The organism is Halomonas sp. N3-2A (genome assembly GCF_002216165.1).
Lineage (GTDB): Bacteria > Pseudomonadota > Gammaproteobacteria > Pseudomonadales > Halomonadaceae > Vreelandella.
Genome location: NZ_CP022286.1, coordinates 4,279,503 through 4,300,692 on the forward strand (window position 1 = coordinate 4,279,503; position 21,190 = coordinate 4,300,692).

A 21,190-nucleotide genomic window follows, 5' to 3' on the forward strand; every position below is an offset into this window, starting at 1 on the left:
AAATCAATGTGATTCTTCGGCGAGCTGGCATAGTGTTTTTACTGCCGCTGGCTGGCGGCCCTTTTGCCAGGCAAGCATGAGATCCGTGGCTATTGGCAAGTCGTCTAATTCATAAGCGACAATGTCTTCATCGCCGAGTGCCATGATGCTGGGCATAATCGCATACCCCATTCCTGTTGCGACCAAACTGCGAATAGTGATGTCATCGCGACACTCCTGAACAGTATTGGGTACGAAGCCTACCTTCTGAAAGCACCTATCTAACCGGTCGAAGCTGCCAGGCGTTGAAGTTCGACTAAATCGAATAAATGGCGCGTCGTGAAAATCCTTAAGCGAGGTCGGAGTAGTCGCTATGAGAGGGTGGCATCGACTGGTGAAGACCGCCATACGAAAACTGGCTAACGGATAGTAATCTAGCCGTGGCTCATCTTCTCGTTCAATGAATAGAATGCCGGCATCGAGCCGACCCGCCAGAATCGCCTCTGCCTGAGGCCCCGACAACATTGATTCCAGCGTTAACTGTGTTGATGGATAGCGTGAACGGAATCTGCTGATGAGTGCTGTGATGCTGGGAATATAGGGATGTATGGTGCTAATCCCGAGCGAGAGACTTTCGCGGTAACCATTGGCAATATCGCGTGTTTTCTTCGCGACACTTTCGAGTTCTGACAGTAGACGCTGCCCATTGGCGTATAGGTAATGTCCCGCTTGGGTCAGAGATACCCCTTTGCGATCACGATAAAACAGGACTGCCCCGATATCGGCTTCAAGCTGATGTATCTGTCGCGTCAAGGCGGGCTGAGCGATCGGTATCTGCTTGGCTGCAGACGATATCGAGCCTGCTTCGACCACCGCCATGAAGTACCTGAGTTTTTTTGTGTCCATGTCCGCTCCCAGAGACGTCACGATGCGCGTCTCATTTCGTACAGAAAATACAACTAAAGCCTCATCTCATAAAGGTATGACGCTATCGGGAAGAAGTATTTTATTCGCACTAAGCGTTACAACATACTCAAAACCAATCTGGTTAAGCGCATAACGGCGTACGCGACTCATGTTGCATAAGTATACCTTCCTGCGGACGTCAGACGGCGCACTTCTCCCAGGCTTACCACTTTACAACAAGGTTTTACCTCTCATGACGTTATCAGCCATTGAGCTTGAGAAAATGATCACGTTTCGTCGGGAACTCCACCAGCACCCAGAGTTATCTGGCCAGGAGTCGATAACCGCTGAACGTATTGCAATGATGCTACGTTGCTTGGGGGTAGATGAGGTGCATGAGAAGATAGGTGGCCACGGTGTGGTCGGCGTCATTAAAGGCGCCAGCCCGGGGGCAACCGTTGGACTTCGAGCCGACTTTGATGCCTTGCCACTCGAGGAGGCTAATCAGTTTTCGCATCGTTCCAGCCAGTCAAATGTAATGCATGCATGTGGGCATGACGGCCATACGGCAATGTTGATGGCTGCTGCTGCACAGTTGGTTAACCAGCGCCCGGCGCAGGGAAGTGTCGTGTTGATTTTTCAACCTGCTGAGGAAATTGGTACCGGTGCTGAAGCGATGCTTGCGGAGGGGTTTCAGGAGAGATTCGCGCTTGATGCGATATTTGGACTACACAATTGGCCAGGTGTAGATGCCGGGCGTTTTGTTATCCACGACGTCCCTCATATGGCATCAAGCGACGACTTTGAGGTGACGTTCCACTCTACGGGTGGACATGGAGCGATGCCTCATCTCACAACAGACCCCATCGTCGCGGCCAGCCTATTTACAACCGCCATTCAACAGATTGTCAGTCGTAATATTGACCCCCAGGACATCGCTGTTATCAGTCTCGGCAGCCTGCAAAGCGGCCATGCGAGCAATATTATTCCGGCGACTGCTCGGCTGACGGGTACCGCGCGCTGCTTTAAACCCGAGCTACGCAAACGTCTGGAGAGGCGGATTAGCGACGTGGCAGAAGGGGTTTCCAAGGCAACAGGATGCGACGTCACTCTCGATTACGTTCCTTCAACACCAGCGGTTGCCAATGACCGCGGTTGTGCCCAACTGTGCCGCGATGTGGTGGTGCAACGTTGGGGGCATGAACAACTGGTAGAGCACCCAGTCAGCATGGGAGCTGATGATATGGGGGCTTTTCTTACCCATATTCCTGGTGCCTATGCATGGATTGGCAATGGCTCAGGGCCACAAACACCGAAACTTCACCAGCCTGACTATGACTTTAACGATGCCATTCTGTCGATTGGAAGTGACTTCCTGACAAGTGTGGCAATGCAGTTTCTCGATAACCATCAATAAACTGGGAATACCCCATGACACCTCTCGAAAAAACAATGACACACGAGAAGAGTTCACGACCAACATTTCGCTTTCCGCATATTTTTGTCGTGTTATTTAGCTTTATCTGTCTCGCTGCTTTATCAACCCACTTTCTTCAGGCGGGTAGCTATGAGCGTGTAACCAATGAGCAAGGGCGTACGGTTGTAGTGCCAGACAGTTATGCGGCGGTGGAAGCGCAAGAAGCTGGCTGGTTAAGTCCGTTCATGGCGGTCTTTGAGGGGATGGGTGAAGGCAGTAGTATTATCTTCTTTATTTTCATCTCAGGCGGCGCGTTTGGCGTGCTGAAAGCAACCGGGGTACTACAAAAAGTCGTTGCCAGTATCAGTAATGCGCTTACTGGGCGTGATCTCATTCTTATCCCTTTACTGATGCTTTTATTTGCGATGGGAGGAGCAACCTTCGGCCTCGCAGAAGAAACAATTGCCTTCATCATTATCCTCGCACCGTTACTGCGTATGCTGGGGTATGACTCTATTACGGCCGCAGCGGTGCCACTGGTAGGTGCTGGTGCCGGTTTCTCTGCAGCGTTTATGAATCCTTTTACCGTTGGCGTTGCCCAGGATATCGCTGAGCTCCCGATGTTTTCTGGAATGACTCTGCGGGCCTGTTACTGGCTCATATTCGTTAGCGTCAGTATTGCTTTCGTCACTCGCTATGCGGCCAAAGTCAAAGCGCATCCCGAAGCGAGCCTTGTCTTTAATAGTGACCGCCGCCAATTTGGAAAACCACAAGCCAATGAAGATCCTGGCGCGTTATCAGTTGCCGATAAACTCGTCCTCGCTGCTTTCGTAGGCACTATTCTGGTTATTGCCTATGGGGTGATACGCCACGGCTGGTATATCGGTGAGATGTCCGGCGCCTTTCTCTTGATGGCTATTTTAATCGGTGCATTTGCGCGTATGAACCCGAATAAAATTGCCGACCATTTTGTTGAAGGCATTCAGGAAATTGCGATGGGGGCACTGGTAGTGGGCTTTGCCTTTGGCATCCTGGTGATTCTGAGAAATGGGGAAATCCTAGATACCATTCTTTATCATCTCGAAGGGCTGCTGAGCGGAATGCCCGCGGTGGTTACTGCGGTATGTATGTTTTTTGTCCAACTTGTCCTGAACTTCTTAGTCCCTTCTGGCAGTGGCCAAGCAGCACTGACCATGCCTTTGATGGTGCCTCTTGCGGATCTTGTGGGAGTCACCCGTCAGACGGCTGTTCTTGCGTTTCAGTTTGGTGATGGTATCTCCAATATTCTTACCCCAACGTCGGGATATTTCATGGCAGGGCTTGCAGTGGCAGGTGTGTCGTGGAGTAAGTGGATCAAATGGATACTTCCATTAGCGATTCTTCAACTAGGTATGGCAAGTCTCATGATTGCGCTGGCTCAGATCTTTTCCTGGACATAAATAAGGCATCAATAATGCGTATTAACAAAATCACGGTATATGGTGTACGTCTTCCGCTTAAACAACCATTTAAGATTGCCTATGATACTTATCACGATATCGCCAGCCTGATTGTCAGCATCGAGACTGCTTCTGGCCAGATTGGCTGGGGTGAAGCCGTGGTAGATCAGCATGTGTCGGGAGAAACGTATCTTGGCGCACGAGAAATCATAACCAGTGAACTAGCGCCGCTACTAATGGGCACCGACGCTAGTGATATTGCGCAATTCCATCATGCTGCCAACCTTAAAATTCGCCATAACCCCTCGGCGAAAGCAGCTCTCGATATTGCGCTTCACGACCTAGTGGCGCGTGAATGCGGAAAGCCGCTTTATGCGCTGCTAGGTGGGCGTAGCCATGCTAGATTGGAACTTCCATATGTTATTAGCATGTTAGCGCCGGAGGAGATGGCACGTCAGGCGAAAGAGGCTGCTCGGCAAGGTTATCAGTCCATCAAAATCAAACTGGGCGATACGCCGGAACATGATGTTGAGCGGATTGCACGGGTTAGAGAAGCACTAGATCGGTCGGTTGCGCTGCGTGTAGATGCCAATCAAGGGTGGAGTGCAAAGCAAGCGCTTCAGGTTATTCGGCATGCAGCGCCCTATCAAGTGGATTGGTTTGAACAACCCGTCGCTATGGAGAACCTCGCAGCCATGGCCCGTGTGACGCAGTCAACCGATGCCATGATTATGGCTGACGAGCCTATTCATGGTGTTAAAGAAATGCTGGAGGTGATTCAACTAAACGCTGCTGACATGGTGAACATCAAGTTAATGAAATCCTCTGGCTTACGTCCTGCTATGGCGATGGCAGAGGTCGGGATGGCGGCTGATATACCCTGTCAGATCGGCTCTATGGTGGAGTCCTCGATCGCGACGCTCGCGGGTGCCCACCTAGCGCTGGCGCACCCCAATATCATTGCGAATGACTTGGTGGGGCCTGCCATGATTGGCGAAGATGTTGCCCAGATGCCGGGAGATGAAACGCATATTGTGTTGGACGATTCACCTGGACTTGGCGTGACTATCGATAGGAGTCGAGTGCGGGATCTCAGCGAATTTGTCGACACCATTGACTGAACCAAGATGTACTCTCGGGCAGGAGTGAAGTAAGAAGATGTTCTCTTCTTTGGTGCTTCTGCCCGATAGTTATCAATGCTGTTATAAAATCTCAAACGTATGAATATATAAACATATTAATAGCGTTAAGCTTTTTATAGGCGTTAAGCTTTTAATAGGGATTAAATGAGGTAATTGTTTGGCACAAAGCAATGGCTAGTTGTTTAGCTAAACATAGCAGTGCGTAGTATTGTGCCAGTATCAATCACTAAACTGGGTAACATGCTCTACAAAACGTCGCACTTTGGCGAGTTCCCCTAAGTGCTCAGGGTAAACAAGGTAATAAGCACTCTCACTGAGCAACCGGTATGGCCAAGCGACGGTCAGTCGGCCACCTTCCAACTCTTCATCGACGGTAAAGTGAGGCACCAGTGCAACCCCACCGCCTGCCATTGCCGTTCGCACCAGCATCGGAAAGGTCTCGAAGCGGGTGCCATGATAGCTACGGTCAGTGATGATCTCTTGGTTTGCAAACCAATGGTGCCATGCGTCAGGGCGTGTCGAGAGGTGAAGTAGCGGTAGTTGTGTTAAGTCATCGACTGACTGGATGGGGTGCCGAGCGAGTAACTCAGGGGAAGCAACCGCGACCATATCCTCATCAATAAGCTTATGACAAGCAAGGCTTGGCCAACTGCCATGGCCATAAAACAGAGCAATATCGATATCTTGCTGTTCAAGATCGAAATCTTTTACGCGGTCATGAAACTCCAAACTAATGCCTGGATTGGCGGCTAGAAAGGTGGGCAACTTATTGGCCAACCAGCGGCTACCAAAGCTAGGTAAGGTGGCGATTTTAAGGACCTCGCTATTACCGCTGTAGGTCATTATCGCTTGCGTCGACATCTCAATTTGAGTGAGCACTTTGCGTACGTCACTTAAAAAAATGGCCCCTTCTGGGGTTAGCAGCAGGCTGCGTCGCACGCGACGAAATAGCTTGTGTTGCAAGGTGGCTTCGAGGTGCGCGACTTGTTTGCTGACAGCACTTTGGGTGAGGTTTAGCTCATCTGCTGCGCGAGTAAAACTCATATGGCGTGCGGCTGCTTCAAAGCATTGCATAGCCGCCGTAGAAGGAAGATTGCGTGATGCCAAACCTGGCGCTCCTGATGACCTGAAAGCCGCCCCGGCGCCTAAGCGCCGGGGGGAAGCTAGGTTTTTATAGTGGCTCATTGGGCGAGCGTTGCAGCCTCCTGGGATTTATCAGGTCGGCGCGACTGAAGCCAGCCCACTGTCACCATGGCAAGCAAGCCTAAGCCGCTGGTTAGCAACTCGGGAACCACCATGGCAAGCCCTGCGACTAACAGTACCAGACGCTCCCCGAAGAAGGAATCACGCACAAAGTAACCGAGTAGTGCGCTGCTGACGCCCATAATCCCTACGAGTGAAAAGAACAGCGCGCTTAACAGTCCCAGCAGCGTCGGTTCGACTAATACCAGCATAGGATTATAAATGAAGGCATAAGGAATAATAAACGCACCAATCGCCAATTTAACTGCTGTGAAGCCGGTCTTCATGGGGTTGGCTTGCGCAATGCCTGCACCCGCAAACGCGGCTAAACAAACGGGAGGTGTAATATCGGCGATAATGCCGAAATAAAAGACAAACAAATGCACTGCCATTGGCGGAAGGCCGAACTCATTAATCAGTGCTGGTGCGGCAATCGTGGCAGTGACCACATAGTTTGCTGTTGTGGGTAATCCCATGCCCAAAACAATACAGGCAATCATCGTGAACAACAGCGCAAGTATCAAAACGCCATCCGCTAAGCTAATAATGCCAGCAGCAAATTTTGACCCCATGCCTGTCATGCCTACCACGCCAGCGATAATGCCTGCGCAAGCGACCGCTGCGATCACTGGCAGTGCCACGCGCGCCCCTTTTTCAAAAATAACCAATATATCTTTTAACGAAGGGCGTGTTTCTTTGCGCGCCAAACTGACAGCGAACGCACATGCGATACCCAGTAGCGCTGCTCGTTGAGCGGTAAAGCCAACGCTAATAGTCGTAATAATGACCAGCAAAGGCAGCAACATGTAGCCTTTTGACAGTATGAGCTTACGTTTGCTGGGCAATTGATCTTTAGGAAGGCCGAGAATGCGATGACGCTTGGCTTCGAAATGCACCCCGATAAAAATACCCGCAAAATAGAGAATGGCGGGAATCAGCGCCGAAAACATGATTTCGCGGTAAGAGACGCCCACGTACTCCACCATGATAAAAGCCGCAGCACCCATTAAGGGCGGCATGATCTGTCCGCCGGTAGAGGCTGACGCTTCGACTGCTCCTGCTACTTCGGGCTTGAAGCGGGCATTTTTCATCATAGGAATGGTGAAAGAGCCAGAAGCCACGGTGTTGCCGATAGAGCTTCCCGAAATCATACCCTGAAGCGAACTTGCTATAACGGCGGCTTTGCCAGCCCCACCCGTAAAGCGCCCGGTTAGCGCAAAGGCTAAGTCATTAAAGAATCGGCCGACGCCGGTATGCATCAGAACAACGCCGAAAAACAGGAACAAGAAGATAAAGCGCGCCGATATTTGCAGGGGCGTACCAAAAACGCCGCTTTCCCTAAACCATAAGTAGGGAGACACCTGCTCAAGAGAGAAGCCCGGATGAGAAAGTAAAGGGCTGGGGATCAAGTTGCCAAACAGCGCATAGAGAATTGCCAACGTAGCCATGACAACAATTGGCATTCCTACAGTACGGCGAGTTGCTTCTAGTACAAACAGCGCGCCGAGTGCGGCAATTGCTAGGTCAAAGGCTGAATAGCCCGTAACCCTGGCACGCAGGACTTCTTCATAAAACAGGATTTTATAGTAGGCGGCAAAGGTGGCTACGAAGGCGAGTATTACGTCGTACCACGGCACGCCATTACGCCTGCCCGCACCGCGCGTTGCAGGGAATAAGATAAAAATCATCCCCAAGGCAAGCCCTAAGTGGACGGCGCCTTGCTGCTGTGACGGTAGCGTACCAAAATAAGCGGTATAGAGATGAAAGCACGTCAGTGAAACACCCATTAGGGTGATCAGCCAACCCCACTTGCCTAGCTGTAGTGCAGAGCGTACTTGTGACTCACGATCATACTTTTCTAAAAGCGCCGCTTCGTCAGGAGTTTTTTTTTATCCACGATTAAACCTCATACATATAACGCCGCTGGCATAGCCAGCGGCGAAAAGGGAACATCAATCAGTTAGATCACTTAGGCTGTCAATATTGGAGCGTTCACGGGTGATAATCTGAATGACTTCAGGGTAGATGTGCCCGATAAAGGCGACGTTATCAATCGCGCCACTTTCGAACTCTCCGCGTCCGGCAACGGCATCTTGTGCCGGTGCGTGTACGGTCATCCCAAGATCCATACCGTTATCACGAATGCTCACTAAGTTTTCGATTGAAGCGCCAGTTTCAATATTGGTGAAGTTATGGTTTTCCAGGTAACGGTTCCAAATGGTGGCCATCTCACCGCCTAGAGGGTAGTAAGTGCCGCCTTGGCTACCGGTACCTAAAATAAACTCTTCTTTGGCTTCAGTTTCGCCAAGCTCCGCAACCGGGTTATTTACGGTGAGGCCTTGCTCTTCGTAATATTTTTTAGCACCGGGGTGGATGGGGAGACCTTCTGAACCATTGAGGGCATTTTCAAGGGTAATGAACGCAGATTGAGAGTGCGTGTTTTCTTCAGCATGTTCATGCATTAAACGCGCGAGTTCATAACCCAGCTCTTCATCAATAGTATTTGTGTTGCCAACTAAAATGGCATAAGCCGTAATAGTATTCACATCTTCATTTTGAAAAGCATAGCTATTAGCGGGAATCGTAAAGCGCTTATAGGCACTGTTCTCTTCAATATAGTCAATAGCGTCATCGCTTAAACTAATTAGGCGTGCATCGCCACTCGAGGCTTGTAAGTTCTCGATGCTGCCAGAAGGTAAACCAAGAATACCGATAGAAATATCGATGTTGCCATCTTGCACACCATCGAGTGCAGCACCAAAGCCTTCTTGATAGGTATTGTACTTATCGCTACCAATACCGTAGGCATCAAAAAGTAGTTGGGAAACGCCTTGAGTGGTACTGGCAGGAGGGCCAATAGCAATATTAGGTTTGCTGTCGCCACCACAACCTGCCAACAGAAGAGTCGCGCCTACGCCGCATAGCACTTTTGTGGATAGCACTTTAGAAGTAATGTTTTTCATGTTAACTCCTGCTAATTAAATTATTTATAATAAAATTCTGCTTAGCAATTCTCGCAAGCCGACCGTCTGGGGATCGATCAGTGAAAATGGCGCGAAAAAGTAGCTGGCTATTGTTCACGGATGCAGCTCGACAGACAAAAGAAATTAAGTTGCGTACGCATTCCATTTTGTCATGCGATTCAGCATTAATAAATACTTTTCATAATCAATGGTTTGCGATTTATGTCAGTACGCCCGGCACGCTGCTTTCCTTTTAAATTTTTTTAATATTTTTAGTGCCATAGGTGCCAGCAACGCGTGCCTGTGCTAGGCGGCGACCGTTCCCGCTTTTAAATCAATCGGCTATTTTCTATGCATTCCTATTGGGCATACATTTAGCGTTTTTTTTCGTTTGTGATCTGCTATTTGAACCTGTTTGATAAGGGAACATTTGGCAATTTCAGGAGCGTTTACGACGATGGACCTTCCCAACGTCAGCAGTGCATTAGGCATCCTCCATCCCGTTTGCATTACTAAAGGGCGTAATGCAGAGGTATGGGATGAAGCAGGGCAGCGTTATATCGACTTTATTGGCGGTATTGGTGTGCTTAACTTGGGGCATGGCCATCCAGCGGTGGTCGAGGCCGTCAAGGCTCAGGTCGATACCCTCATGCATTCAGCGTTTAATGCCTTGCCGCACCGTGGCTACCTCTCTGTCGTAGAGCGACTTGACCAGTTTGTGCCGGTTTCTTATCCGCTGGGATGTATGTTGACGAACAGCGGTGCGGAAGCGACCGAAAATGCTCTGAAAGTGGCCCGTGGTGTCACGGGTCGCCAGGGCGTGATTGCCTTTGACGATGCTTTCCATGGCCGCACGTTGGCCGCACTCAATTTGAACGGCAAAGTTAAGCCCTACAAAGCCGGTTTAGGCGCGCTGCCTGGCCCGGTTTATCACCTGCCGTTCCCCAGCCAGGATAGTGGGATATCCGCCGAGCAGTCGCTGGCGGCCCTAGAGCGTGTATTTGACGTAGAAATTGCCCCCAGTGAAGTGGCGTGTGTCGTCGTTGAACCCATTCAAGGGGAAGGCGGTTTTCGCTTACTTTGCCCCCAGTTTGCGAAAGCGCTGCGGGAAATCTGCGATCAGCACGGTATTTTATTGATTTGTGACGAAATCCAATCAGGCTTCGGACGAACCGGTAAACGCTTTGGTTTCAGTCACCTCGGCATCGAACCCGACTTGCTTCTGTTAGGAAAAAGCATTGCCTCAGGCCTTCCTCTGGCCGCCTTGGTAGGGCGTAAAGAGTTAATGGATGCTTTACCCAAAGGCGCGTTGGGAGGTACCTATTCGGGCAATGCGGTTGCGTGTGCAGCTGCATTGGCAGTGATGGATATCATGCAAGACGAGGCGCTAAGCGAATGGGGTAATGCCCAAGAAGCGGCGATTGTGAGTGCTTACCAGCGCTGGAAAGCAAGCGAGCGTTTTCCCATGCTAGGTGCCATGACGGGTATTGGCGCGATGCGCGGTATCGTCTTTGAAGACACCGAAAATGCCACGGGGGGAGAGCACTTAGCTAACCTATTGGCCGCGGGGCGCGATGCTGGCGTTTTGCTAATGCCCAGTGGCCGCAAGCGTAATGTCTTACGCTTATTGCCGCCATTGACCACTGAACCAGACGTCATGGCAGAAGGGCTAGGGCTCATCGAGCAGGCGCTGGAGACGCTCAAGGCATGATCGCAATGGTCAGCGAAGTGGTAGTGCGAAGTGGCTATGTGGCGTTTCTCGACGCCTTGCGCGCCCGTGGCTTCGAAGGCGAGATTGCCCCGGACTATGCCAACCGCACGGTGCTGGCAACGGATAACTCGATTTACCAGCGCCTGCCCCAGGCGGCGGTGTTTCCTAAGCACGCGGAAGATCTTGAGCGCCTTGCCAAGCTGGCTGCTGAGCTGCCCCACCGCGATATCGTGCTCACGCCTCGGGGTGGCGGCACCGGTACCAACGGCCAGTCGTTGACCGACGGCATCGTGGTGGACGTTTCCCGCCATATGAACCAGATCCTCGAAATCGATGTAGCGGCGCGGCGGGTACGCGTTCAGGCGGGCGTGGTGAAAGATCAACTCAACGCGGCGCTGAAGCCCCATGGGCTGTTTTTTGCCCCGGAGCTGTCGACCTCGAATCGCGCCACCATCGGCGGTATGATCTCCACCGATGCCAGTGGCCAGGGCAGCTGCGAGTATGGCAAAACCCGTGACCACGTGCTGGAGCTGGATACGATTCTGCTGGGGGGCCAGCATCTGCACAGCCGCGCGCTTAGCGCTGACGAAGAGCAGGCTGAGTGCCAGCACGAAGGTATTTTAGGTCGCGTGCATACCACCGCGGCCGAAATTATTGACCAACAGCTCGGGCTGATTGAGGCGAAATTTCCGCCGCTCAACCGCTGCTTAACCGGCTACGATCTGGCGCACCTGCGGGAAGCAGAAGGCCAACTGAATCTGAACAGCCTGCTGTGTGGCTCGGAAGGCACATTGGGCTTTTTGAATGAAGCGGTACTCAATGTGCTGCCGATTCCCAAGCACGCCACTTTGGTCAATGTGCGTTACGCCAGCTTTATGGACGCACTGCGCGATGCCAAGGCATTGATGACGACCAGCGCGCGTCCCACCTCGATTGAAACCATCGACGACACCGTGCTGCAGCTGGCCATGGAGGACTTTGTCTGGGACAGCGTGGCGACGTTTTTCCCCGCCACCGGCAGCACGCCGATTCGTGGCATTAACCTGATCGAGTTTAATGACGATGATCCTGAACGCCTGGCAGAACGGGTGCGGGCGTTCACGGAACACTTGAGCCAAGACCCCACGGTAGCGCGTTTAGGCTACACCCTGGCGGAAGGCCGTCCGCAGATCCAAAAAGTTTACGCCATGCGCAAACGCTCGGTGGGCTTGCTGGGCAATGTGCAGGGCGAAAAGCGCCCAATTGCGTTTGTCGAAGATACCGCCGTACCACCAGAGCACTTGGCTGACTTTATTACTGAGTTCCGCGCCGCGCTGGATGCCCGACAGCTCTCCTACGGCATGTTTGGCCATGTCGATGCGGGGGTACTGCACGTGCGCCCAGCGCTGGATATGAAAGATCCCGAACAGGAAAAACTGATTCGTGAGATTTCTGATCAAGTGGCGGCCCTGACCCAGAAGTACGGCGGGCTGTTATGGGGCGAGCATGGCAAGGGCGTGCGCTCGGAGTACGGCCCCAAATTCTTTGGCGAGCTGTATCCCAGCCTGCAGCGCGTTAAAGCCGCGTTTGACCCGCATAACCAGCTAAACCCCGGCAAGATTGCATCGCCGTTGTCTAGCCCGCCCGAAGCCGCGGGTAGGTCCGAAAACCATGAACTAATCGCCAAAGACAGCGACCCTGAACTGTTAACGATCGATGGCGTCACCCTGCGCGGCCAGTTGGATCGCACCATTGATGAACGGGCGTGGCAGGCCTACGACGCGGCGGTGTACTGCAACGGCAATGGCGCCTGCTACAACTACGATGTTGATGACCCCATGTGCCCTTCCTGGAAGGCTACCCGTGACCGCGTGCATTCGCCTAAAGGCCGTGCCAGCTTAATGCGTGAGTGGTTGCGTCTGCAGTCCCAGGCAGGGATCGATGTAGTGGAAGAGTCACGCAAAAAGAAAGCCGAAAACGGATGGGGCTTTATCAAAAGCTTTCCGCTACGCGTCGCCAATACGCTTAGCCGTAAGCAACACCACGACTATTCTCACCAAGTTTACGACGCCATGGCGGGCTGCTTGGCATGTAAATCCTGTGCCGGCCAGTGCCCGATTAAGGTCAACGTGCCGCAGTTCCGTTCGCAGTTTTTAGAGGTCTACCACGGCCGCTATTTACGCCCGCTGCGCGATTACCTAATCGGTGGCACCGAATTTATGCTGCCTACGCTTGCCAAGGTGGCGCCGCTGTATAACGCCCTACTCAGCCAGCGCTGGGTCGATAGCCTAATGCGTAAAGGGCTGGGAATGAGCGACTCCCCCCAGCTTTCCCGCGCCAGCGTGAAAAAACAGCTGCGTGCCTGGGGCGTTGCCGAAGCTACGCCCACCTCGCTTGCGCTGCTGACTGAACAGCAGCGTGCCAACAGCGTGATCATTGTCCAGGATGCCTTCACCAGCCACTTTGAAGCCAAGCTGGTGATAGACGTGGTGGAACTGCTGTCGCGGTTGAATCTGCGGGTGTTTGTGATGCCGTTTTCTGCCAACGGCAAACCGCTGCAGGTGCAGGGCTTTTTAGGCGCCTTTGAGCGTACGGCGGAAAAACAGGCAAAACGACTGCGGGCGTTGGCAGAGTTCGACGTACCCATGGTGGGTATCGACCCCGCCATGACGCTGACCTACCGCCAAGAGTACGTCAAAGCCCTGGGGGCCGAGCAGGTCCCCGAGGTGTTTATGCTGCAAGAGTGGCTAGCCACGCGTATGAACACGCTAGTGCCTCGCCCACTGAACCTAACCGACCCTGGCTTTAAGCTGCTGTCTCACTGCACCGAAAAGACCAACGCCCCGGGCAGCCCAAAGGCCTGGCAGCAGGTGTTTGCGGCATTTGGTTTAGAGCTTGAGCTGATGGCGACCGGCTGCTGCGGTATGTCCGGCACCTACGGCCATGAAACCCGTAATGTCGAAACCTCCAAAACCATTTATGCCCAATCCTGGCAGCCCCAGGTGGAAGCCGACGAAAACACGGGCCAGCTGCTCGCCACCGGCTACTCCTGCCGTAGTCAGGTGAAACGCTACTCAGCGCAAACATTACACCACCCGCTTCAGGCGCTGTTGGCGCTATTGACGCCGGTGTCTCATCCTTATCCCAACAATATGCAAGAGAGAGCAACGAAATGACTCAGCCGAGCCTTCTTTCAACCAATGAAGTGCGTGACCGTTTCTCTAAGGCAATGTCGGCCATGTATCAAGCCGAAGTGCCGCAGTACGGTACGCTGCTTGAACTTGTCGAGCGCGTTAACCAAGAAACACTTAGTCAACAGCCTGAACTGCATCGCCGCCTGGAAGCTCAGGGCGAATTGGCCCGTTTGAGCGTAGAACGCCACGGGGCTATTCGCGTGGGAACTGCTGCAGAGCTTTCCATGCTACGCCGCCTGTTTGCTGTGATGGGTATGTATCCGGTGGGCTATTACGACCTTTCAGAAGCGGGCGTGCCGGTTCATTCAACCGCCTTCCGGCCTATCGACGATGATGCGCTGGCGATGAACCCTTTCCGTGTTTTTACCTCGTTACTGCGTTTAGAACTGATTGAAAGTGAGGCGCTGCGCCAGCGTTCGGAAGAGATTCTAGCCAAGCGCGATATCTTCACCCCAGGGGCGCGCGAACTTATCGAGCGTCATGAAACCCAGGGTGGCTTAACCAGCGAAGAGGCCGACCAATTCGTCAAAGAAGCGCTGGAAACCTTCCGTTGGCATCAGGATGCGACGGTTGATCTGGAGACTTATCAGGCGCTCCATGATGAGCACCGTTTGATTGCCGATGTGGTGTGCTTCCGTGGGCCGCATATCAATCACCTGACGCCGCGTACTCTAGATATCGACGAAGCACAGCGCCGCATGCCGGAGATGGGTATGAATCCCAAAGCCGTCATTGAAGGGCCGCCACGTCGTGAATGCCCCATTTTGCTGCGCCAGACCAGCTTTAAAGCATTGGAAGAATCAATCCGCTTTGCCGGCGATGCGCAAGGTACTCACACCGCTCGCTTTGGCGAAATTGAGCAGCGTGGTGTGGCGCTAACACCAAAAGGCCGTGCGCTTTATGACCAGTTACTTACTGAAGGCCGCAAGCAAACCGCAGGGTTGGATAACGACGCCCACCAAACGGTTATGCAAAACGTCTTTGCCCAGTTCCCTGATAACGACGAGGCCATGCGCCGTGAGGGGCTAGCGTATTTTCAGTATCATCTGACCGAGAAAGGTCAGGCGGCTAAAGACGTTGGTAGTACCGATATTGAAGCGTTAATCGCCCAGGGGCTGGTGGAAGCACAGCCGATTACCTATGAAGACTTTCTACCAGTGAGTGCGGCGGGTATTTTCCAGTCGAATCTCGGTGGTGCAGAGAGCGAAGCCTATGCTGGGAATGCCAATCGCGATGCCTTTGAAGAGGCACTGGGTGCCCAGGTGACCGATGAGCTGTCGCTTTACGCAGAACGTGAAAATATTTCTAAAAACAAAGTGTTGAATAGCCTATAAATAACGTCTGGCTGGGTGAGCCAGTATGTGTTGCAAAGGGCCTGCGAGTTTTCGCAGGCTTTTTTATATATTCATATTTTAAATATAGCTAATGTATCAAGTTTGTGTATGTAAGCTTGTTATTTAGAAATAAGTGATGAAGTGCCTGCAAACCAGGAATCGTGCAGTGCCCCTCCAAACAGGCTGCTTTTCGCTCACGCTGTAATGTGCTGATGCGCATAGCTGAAGATAAAATAAAGCTAATTATAATAATTGCTTAGTTAGATTTTTAATGCTTTTTGGCTATAAATTTGGTGAATTTACATCACTTTATTTTGTGTTTTCTCATATTATTTAATGGCGCTGAAGGTTGGGCTTTGATACTTTTAATTAACCAAATGAAACATTTCCAGGTGTTTCTTCACCTCGGCGTGGCAAGGGGGGCGTCATGAGCTATAGCGCTATTTCTGGGGTGCCCTGCTCAGACTCCAAGCTTCAGGCGGTTTTCCTGCATCAGGAGCCGCATTCTCGCGCCGAAGTGCCGTTCGGGGTCAATGTATTTATCATTGGCTTGCAAGGCCATTCTGATACTGAATCCCGATTCCAGGGTGAAACCGACTTTATTTTACCAACCTGCACTGACGGGACCGTTCACGCTCGAATCTCGTGCCATAACTAACTTATAAAGCGAGGCTTTTATGCAAATTGGTGACACTCGATATAATGTAGAAACTGATCCCTCTGTTAACAGTTATGTATATAGTGTAGAACGTGTTAACGGCCAACTCTATGTCACCTATTCCGCTGGCGGTGATTTAAATATAATTTCAGTTTCTCCTGATGGTTCAGTCAGTACTGCTCCATCACCTGTTCTTGATCCACGCACTGATGACAATTCTGATAGCGTTATTTTTAAAGGCCTTTCTGATGGGAATATTCTTGTTACTTGGTACAGTAGCTCTAGCAGTAAAGGCTTTACCGATACATATTTTAAAATCATTGATGACACTGGTCAGGAAGTAGTCGGCGCTACTAAAATAAATTCTGAAGCAGGTTCCTTGAATCGCTTTACAGAAGTTGCTGAGTTGTCAAATGGTAACCTGGCATTTGTTTGGGCGACAGGTGGATCTGATTATGCCATGCGCAGGTTTGAGGTAGATGGTACGCCATTTGATAATGAGCAATTGTCAGTAACCAACCTTGCTGGGATAAGTGGTTCACAATATCAGCATAATATCGCTGCAAATGATACTGGATTTATCATCACGTGGGATGCTTATAATTATAATAATTATCTAGGGATGCTGTTCGATAATGATGCCTCTATGCCTACTCAAGTTAATGGGAGTAATCGATTCTCTATAGGCGATAGTATTGCGAAAGGAAGTACGTCGCAATATGTGGAGACGCTTCCTAATGGTAATTACCTTGTGCTTTTTAAGGGGGCAACAGGAGATAGTAGTACTCGAGATGTTCGTTACCAGATATACGATGATAGTGGTAATGCGTTACTCTCAAATGATACGGTTATTGGCGGTATGAATTCCTGGGGGGATTTTTCTAAGCCAGTGATTCTTGATGATAGGCTAGTAGTTAGTTATAGCTACGTTGACTACAATACTGATCCAACAACAATAGAACGTTATTTGGTAAGTTATGATTTTAATGGAAATTTAATTGAAGACCTTTCTTCAAGCATACCTACAACGCAAGGTGAGTATGGGTATGTTACATCTTTCGTTGATGTTGATGGTAACCTTTCTTGGTTAGTTAATGATGATGATAGCGGGAATGATGATTATGATACTTGGCTGCTTCGACAGTCTGAAGTGATTCCTGAGGGCGAAGTATCAAACGAAGCCCCTACCATTATTTTACCCTCATCATTGGTTTTTGACGAAAATACCAGCGCTAATGCAGTTTCAGGGCTTTCGATCACTGATGGGAACGCCGACAATCAGACGGTAACTCTGACAGCAACTGATGGTACGATTAATCTTGCTAACATTAATGGTCTTACCAAAGTTTCTGGAGAATATAATTCTGGCTTTGTTACTTTTAGTGGTGATCTCAATGATGTTAACACTGCTCTCAATAGCCTGACCTTTACTCCAACGGCTAATGTTTCTGGAAATAATGCAGCGTCACTCTTTATTCAAACCGCTGATGGCAATGGCGGCAGTGATAGTCAAACGTTGGAGTTCAATATTACCGATGTCGATCCGATCATTGGCAACAACAGTTTCTCTGTAAATAAAAATAGCGTAAACGGCACCGTGATTGGAACGGTTACCCCTAGTGGAGATACTAACGGACTAACATTCAGCATTACCTCTGGCAATGAAAGCGGCGCTTTTGCCATTGATAGTAACGGTCAGATTACTGTTGCCGATGACAGTCAGCTGAACAACAATAGTTACTCTCTGACAGTTGCTGTTGATGACGAAGATGAGGATAGTACGGCAGACGATACTGCCTCTATAACGATCAGCGTCAATAACCCTCCGACGCTAACTGGAGTGCCGGCTAGTATAACGGTCGCTATTGGCTCGATATCTGACCTTGATTTATCTGCCGTCAGTCTGGCAGACATTGATAGTGATGAAATTACACTTGAGATAAGCACTCCTTCGGGAACATTGGCTGCAAGTTCTGATACAGGTGTTGTTGTGAGTGGCTCAGATACCAACACCCTGACGCTCGAGGGAACACCTGATGCTATTAACACTTATCTGGATACAGTCTCCAATATTCAATATAAGCCGGAAGACGAAGGAAGTGGTACAACGCTGACGCTGAGAGCCTCTGATGGAGAGGCTGACTCTGCCATTGCCACGTCGATAATTAACGTTAACGATTTGCCTACTGGTGACGTCACCATCACAGGCGATGCGGTAGAAGACGCGACTTTAACTGCCTCCAACACCCTGGCGGACGAAAACGGCCTGGGCATGGTGACCTACCAGTGGCTACGCGATGGTAATGAAATCACCGCCGCCACCGGCGGAACCTACACCCTGACCCAAGCGGATGTGGGCGCTGCTATCAGCGTCCGCGCCAGCTACACTGATGATCAGGGCACAGCCGAAGCGGTGACGTCTGCTGCCACGGATAGCGTTGCCAACGTCAACGATGCCCCCACTGGCGATGTCATCATTACCGGCGATGCGATCGAAGATGAAACACTCACAGCCGACACCAGCGCTCTGGCCGATGAGGATGGTCTGGGCACTTTCAGCTACGTTTGGAAGGCCGATGACACCGCCATCACCGGTGCCACCAGCAGCACCTACACCCTGACTCAGGCTGAAGTGGGCAAGGCAATCACTGTTGAAGTCAGCTACACCGATGATCAGGGTACCGCCGAAGCGGTCACATCCGCTGCCACGGAGAGCGTGGCGAACGTCAACGATGCCCCCGCTGGCGATGTCATCATTACCGGCGATGCGATCGAAGATGAAACGCTCACGGCCGACACCAGCGCTCTGGCCGATGAGGATGGCCTGGGCGCTTTCAGCTACGTTTGGAAGGCCGATGACACTGCCATCACCGGTGCCACCAGCAGCACCTACACCTTGACTCAGGCTGAAGTGGGCAAGGCAATCACCGTTGAAGTCAGCTACACCGACGGGCAGGGCACCGCCGAAGCGGTGACATCTGCTGCCACGGGTAGCGTCGCCAACGTCAATGATGCACCGACGGGTGGCGTGGCCATCAGCGGCGATGCGATCGAAGATGAAACGCTCACAGCCGACACCAGCGCTCTGGCCGATGAGGATGGCCTGGGCGCTTTCAGCTACGTTTGGAAGGCCGATGACACTGCCATCACAGGTGCCACCAGCAGCACCTACACCTTGACTCAGGCTGAAGTGGGCAAGGCAATCACCGTTGAAGTCAGCTACACCGATGATCAGGGTACCGCTGAAGCGGTCACATCCGCTGCCACGGATAGCGTGGCCAACGTCAACGATGCACCGACGGGTGGCGTGACAATCAGCGGCGATGCGGTAGAAGATCAGACACTGACGGCGTCTAACACCTTAGCCGATGAAGACGGCCTGGGCACGGTGACCTACCAGTGGCTACGGGATGGTAATGAAATCGCTGATGCGACTGACACCACTTATACGCTAACCCAAGCGGATGTGGGCGCTGCTATCAGCGTTCGCGCCAGCTACACCGACCAGCAGGGCACGGCGGAAGCGGTGACGTCTGCTTCGACAGATAGCGTGGCCAACGTTAACGATGCGCCGACGGGCAACGTCATCATTACTGGCACCACGACTGAGGATGAAACACTCACGGCCGACACCAGCGCTCTAGTCGACGAGGACGGTCTGGGCACTTTCAGCTACGCCTGGAAGGCCGATGGCACCGCCATCACAGGTGCCACTAACAACACCTACACCCTGACTCAGGCTGAAGTGGGCAAGGCGATCACCGTTGAAGTCAGCTACACCGATGATCAGGGTACCGCTGAAGCGGTCACATCCGCTGCCACGGAGAGCGTGGCCAACGTCAACGATGCACCGACGGGTGGCGTGGCCATCAGCGGCGATGCGGTAGAAGATCAGACACTGACCGCCTCTAATACACTGGCCGATGAAGACGGCCTGGGCGCAGTGACCTACCAGTGGCTGCGCGATGGCACCGAAATCACTGACGCCACCGGCGAAACTTACACCCTAGCCCAAGCGGATGTGGGCGCTGCCATCAGCGTTCGCGCCAGCTACACCGATGATCAGGGCACCGCCGAAGCAGTCACATCCGCTGCCACGGATAGCGTGGCCAACGTCAACGATGCACCAACGGGTGGCGTGACCATCAGCGGTACGGCGACGGAAGACGAAGTTCTTACGGCGTCTAACACCCTGGCGGATGAAGATGGCCTGGGCACGGTGACCTACCAGTGGCTGCGGGATGGCACTGAGATCACCGACGCCACTGGCGAAACTTACACCCTTACCCAAGCCGATGTGGGCGCTGCTATCAGCGTCCGCGCCAGCTACACCGATGATCAGGGCACGGCCGAAGCGGTGACATCTGGCGCAACGGATAGCATCGCCAACGTTAACGATGCGCCGACGGGCAACGTCATCATTACTGGCACCACGACTGAGGATGAAACACTCACGGCCGACACCAGCGCTCTAGTCGACGAGGACGGTCTGGGCACTTTCAGCTACGCCTGGAAGGCCGATGGCACCGCCATCACAGGTGCCACTAACAACACCTACACCCTGACTCAGGCTGAAGTGGGCAAGGCGATCACCGTTGAAGTCAGCTACACCGATGATCAGGGTACCGCTGAAGCGGTCACATCCGCTGCCACGGAGAGCGTGGCCAACGTCAACGATGCACCGACGGGTGGCGTGGCCATCAGCGGCGATGCGGTAGAAGATCAGACACTGACCGCCTCTAATACACTGGCCGATGAAGACGGCCTGGGCGCAGTGACCTACCAGTGGCTGCGCGATGGCACCGAAATCACTGACGCCACCGGCGAAACTTACACCCTAGCCCAAGCGGATGTGGGCGCTGCCATCAGCGTTCGCGCCAGCTACACCGATGATCAGGGCACCGCCGAAGCAGTCACATCCGCTGCCACGGATAGCGTGGCCAACGTCAACGATGCACCAACGGGTGGCGTGACCATCAGCGGTACGGCGACGGAAGACGAAGTTCTTACGGCGTCTAACACCCTGGCGGATGAAGATGGCCTGGGCACGGTGACCTACCAGTGGCTGCGGGATGGCACTGAGATCACCGACGCCACTGGCGAAACTTACACCCTTACCCAAGCCGATGTGGGCGCTGCTATCAGCGTCCGCGCCAGCTACACCGATGATCAGGGCACGGCCGAAGCGGTGACATCTGGCGCAACGGATAGCATCGCCAACGTTAA

At 52.3% G+C, this 21,190-nt stretch carries 12 protein-coding genes; 8 read left to right on the top strand and 4 right to left on the bottom strand.

Going from position 1 to position 21,190, the window contains the following annotated elements; genetic code table 11:
- Nucleotides 1–3 precede the first annotated feature (3 nt).
- On the bottom strand, nucleotides 4–885 hold the full coding sequence (locus CEK60_RS19905) for a LysR family transcriptional regulator (protein ID WP_089040481.1): 882 nt from the start codon (nucleotides 883–885) through the stop codon (nucleotides 4–6).
- A gap of 253 nt (nucleotides 886–1,138) precedes the next feature.
- Here CEK60_RS19905 and CEK60_RS19910 point away from each other — a divergent pair, with 253 nt between their 5' ends.
- The 3 genes from CEK60_RS19910 to CEK60_RS22215 are packed head-to-tail and all read left to right on the top strand — an operon-like array spanning nucleotide 1,139 to nucleotide 4,862.
- The gene (locus tag CEK60_RS19910) at nucleotides 1,139–2,302 is read left to right on the top strand and encodes a M20 metallopeptidase family protein (protein WP_089040482.1); all 1,164 of its coding nucleotides are present in this window, start codon (nucleotides 1,139–1,141) and stop codon (nucleotides 2,300–2,302) included.
- Nucleotides 2,303–2,316: 14 nt separating this feature from the next.
- Nucleotides 2,317–3,741 (top strand): YfcC family protein, encoded by a 1,425-nt coding sequence (locus tag CEK60_RS19915; RefSeq protein WP_089040483.1) that lies wholly within the window; start codon nucleotides 2,317–2,319, stop codon nucleotides 3,739–3,741.
- Nucleotides 3,742–3,755: 14 nt separating this feature from the next.
- Nucleotides 3,756–4,862, top strand: coding sequence for a mandelate racemase/muconate lactonizing enzyme family protein (locus CEK60_RS22215; protein ID WP_198361400.1), 1,107 nt, complete (start codon nucleotides 3,756–3,758; stop codon nucleotides 4,860–4,862).
- 240 nt (nucleotides 4,863–5,102) lie between these two features.
- On the opposite strand, the gene CEK60_RS19930 is transcribed toward CEK60_RS22215, so the two are convergent.
- The 3 genes from CEK60_RS19930 to CEK60_RS19940 all read right to left on the bottom strand — a co-directional run bounded on the left by CEK60_RS19930 (nucleotide 5,103) and on the right by CEK60_RS19940 (nucleotide 9,088).
- On the bottom strand, nucleotides 5,103–5,990 hold the full coding sequence (locus CEK60_RS19930) for a LysR substrate-binding domain-containing protein (protein WP_089040990.1): 888 nt from the start codon (nucleotides 5,988–5,990) through the stop codon (nucleotides 5,103–5,105).
- Between the two features lie 74 nt (nucleotides 5,991–6,064).
- Nucleotides 6,065–7,924, bottom strand: a complete 1,860-nt coding sequence (locus CEK60_RS19935; protein ID WP_332459903.1) for a TRAP transporter permease — start codon at nucleotides 7,922–7,924, stop codon at nucleotides 6,065–6,067.
- 153 nt (nucleotides 7,925–8,077) lie between these two features.
- Nucleotides 8,078–9,088, bottom strand: a complete 1,011-nt coding sequence (locus tag CEK60_RS19940; RefSeq protein ID WP_089040485.1) for a TAXI family TRAP transporter solute-binding subunit — start codon at nucleotides 9,086–9,088, stop codon at nucleotides 8,078–8,080.
- A 457-nt stretch (nucleotides 9,089–9,545) separates the two neighbouring features.
- On the opposite strand from CEK60_RS19940, the gene CEK60_RS19945 reads away from it, so the two are divergent.
- The 5 genes from CEK60_RS19945 to CEK60_RS19965 all read left to right on the top strand — a co-directional run.
- Nucleotides 9,546–10,799, top strand: coding sequence for a 2-aminoadipate transaminase (locus tag CEK60_RS19945; RefSeq protein WP_089040486.1), 1,254 nt, complete (start codon nucleotides 9,546–9,548; stop codon nucleotides 10,797–10,799).
- Nucleotides 10,796–13,954, top strand: coding sequence for a D-2-hydroxyglutarate dehydrogenase YdiJ (gene ydiJ, locus CEK60_RS19950; protein ID WP_089040487.1), 3,159 nt, complete (start codon nucleotides 10,796–10,798; stop codon nucleotides 13,952–13,954). The genes CEK60_RS19945 and ydiJ overlap by 4 nt, the downstream gene beginning before the upstream one ends.
- The gene (hglS, locus tag CEK60_RS19955) at nucleotides 13,951–15,306 is read left to right on the top strand and encodes a 2-oxoadipate dioxygenase/decarboxylase HglS (protein ID WP_089040488.1); all 1,356 of its coding nucleotides are present in this window, start codon (nucleotides 13,951–13,953) and stop codon (nucleotides 15,304–15,306) included. The genes ydiJ and hglS overlap by 4 nt, the downstream gene beginning before the upstream one ends.
- Before the next feature lie 427 nt (nucleotides 15,307–15,733).
- Nucleotides 15,734–15,964 (top strand): hypothetical protein, encoded by a 231-nt coding sequence (locus tag CEK60_RS19960; protein WP_089040489.1) that lies wholly within the window; start codon nucleotides 15,734–15,736, stop codon nucleotides 15,962–15,964.
- A 967-nt stretch (nucleotides 15,965–16,931) separates the two neighbouring features.
- The coding region (locus CEK60_RS19965) for a cadherin repeat domain-containing protein (RefSeq protein WP_232471414.1) at nucleotides 16,932–21,190 on the top strand (4,259 nt) is incomplete at its 3' end.

Coding starts and splice junctions, on each gene's coding strand:
- CEK60_RS19905 (WP_089040481.1), bottom strand. CDS start 885: ATGGACACAAAAAAACTCAGGTACTTCATGGCGGTGGTCGAAGCAGGC.
- CEK60_RS19910 (WP_089040482.1), top strand. CDS start 1,139: ATGACGTTATCAGCCATTGAGCTTGAGAAAATGATCACGTTTCGTCGG.
- CEK60_RS19915 (WP_089040483.1), top strand. CDS start 2,317: ATGACACCTCTCGAAAAAACAATGACACACGAGAAGAGTTCACGACCA.
- CEK60_RS22215 (WP_198361400.1), top strand. CDS start 3,756: ATGCGTATTAACAAAATCACGGTATATGGTGTACGTCTTCCGCTTAAA.
- CEK60_RS19940 (WP_089040485.1), bottom strand. CDS start 9,088: ATGAAAAACATTACTTCTAAAGTGCTATCCACAAAAGTGCTATGCGGC.
- CEK60_RS19945 (WP_089040486.1), top strand. CDS start 9,546: ATGGACCTTCCCAACGTCAGCAGTGCATTAGGCATCCTCCATCCCGTT.
- ydiJ (WP_089040487.1), top strand. CDS start 10,796: ATGATCGCAATGGTCAGCGAAGTGGTAGTGCGAAGTGGCTATGTGGCG.
- hglS (WP_089040488.1), top strand. CDS start 13,951: ATGACTCAGCCGAGCCTTCTTTCAACCAATGAAGTGCGTGACCGTTTC.
- CEK60_RS19960 (WP_089040489.1), top strand. CDS start 15,734: ATGAGCTATAGCGCTATTTCTGGGGTGCCCTGCTCAGACTCCAAGCTT.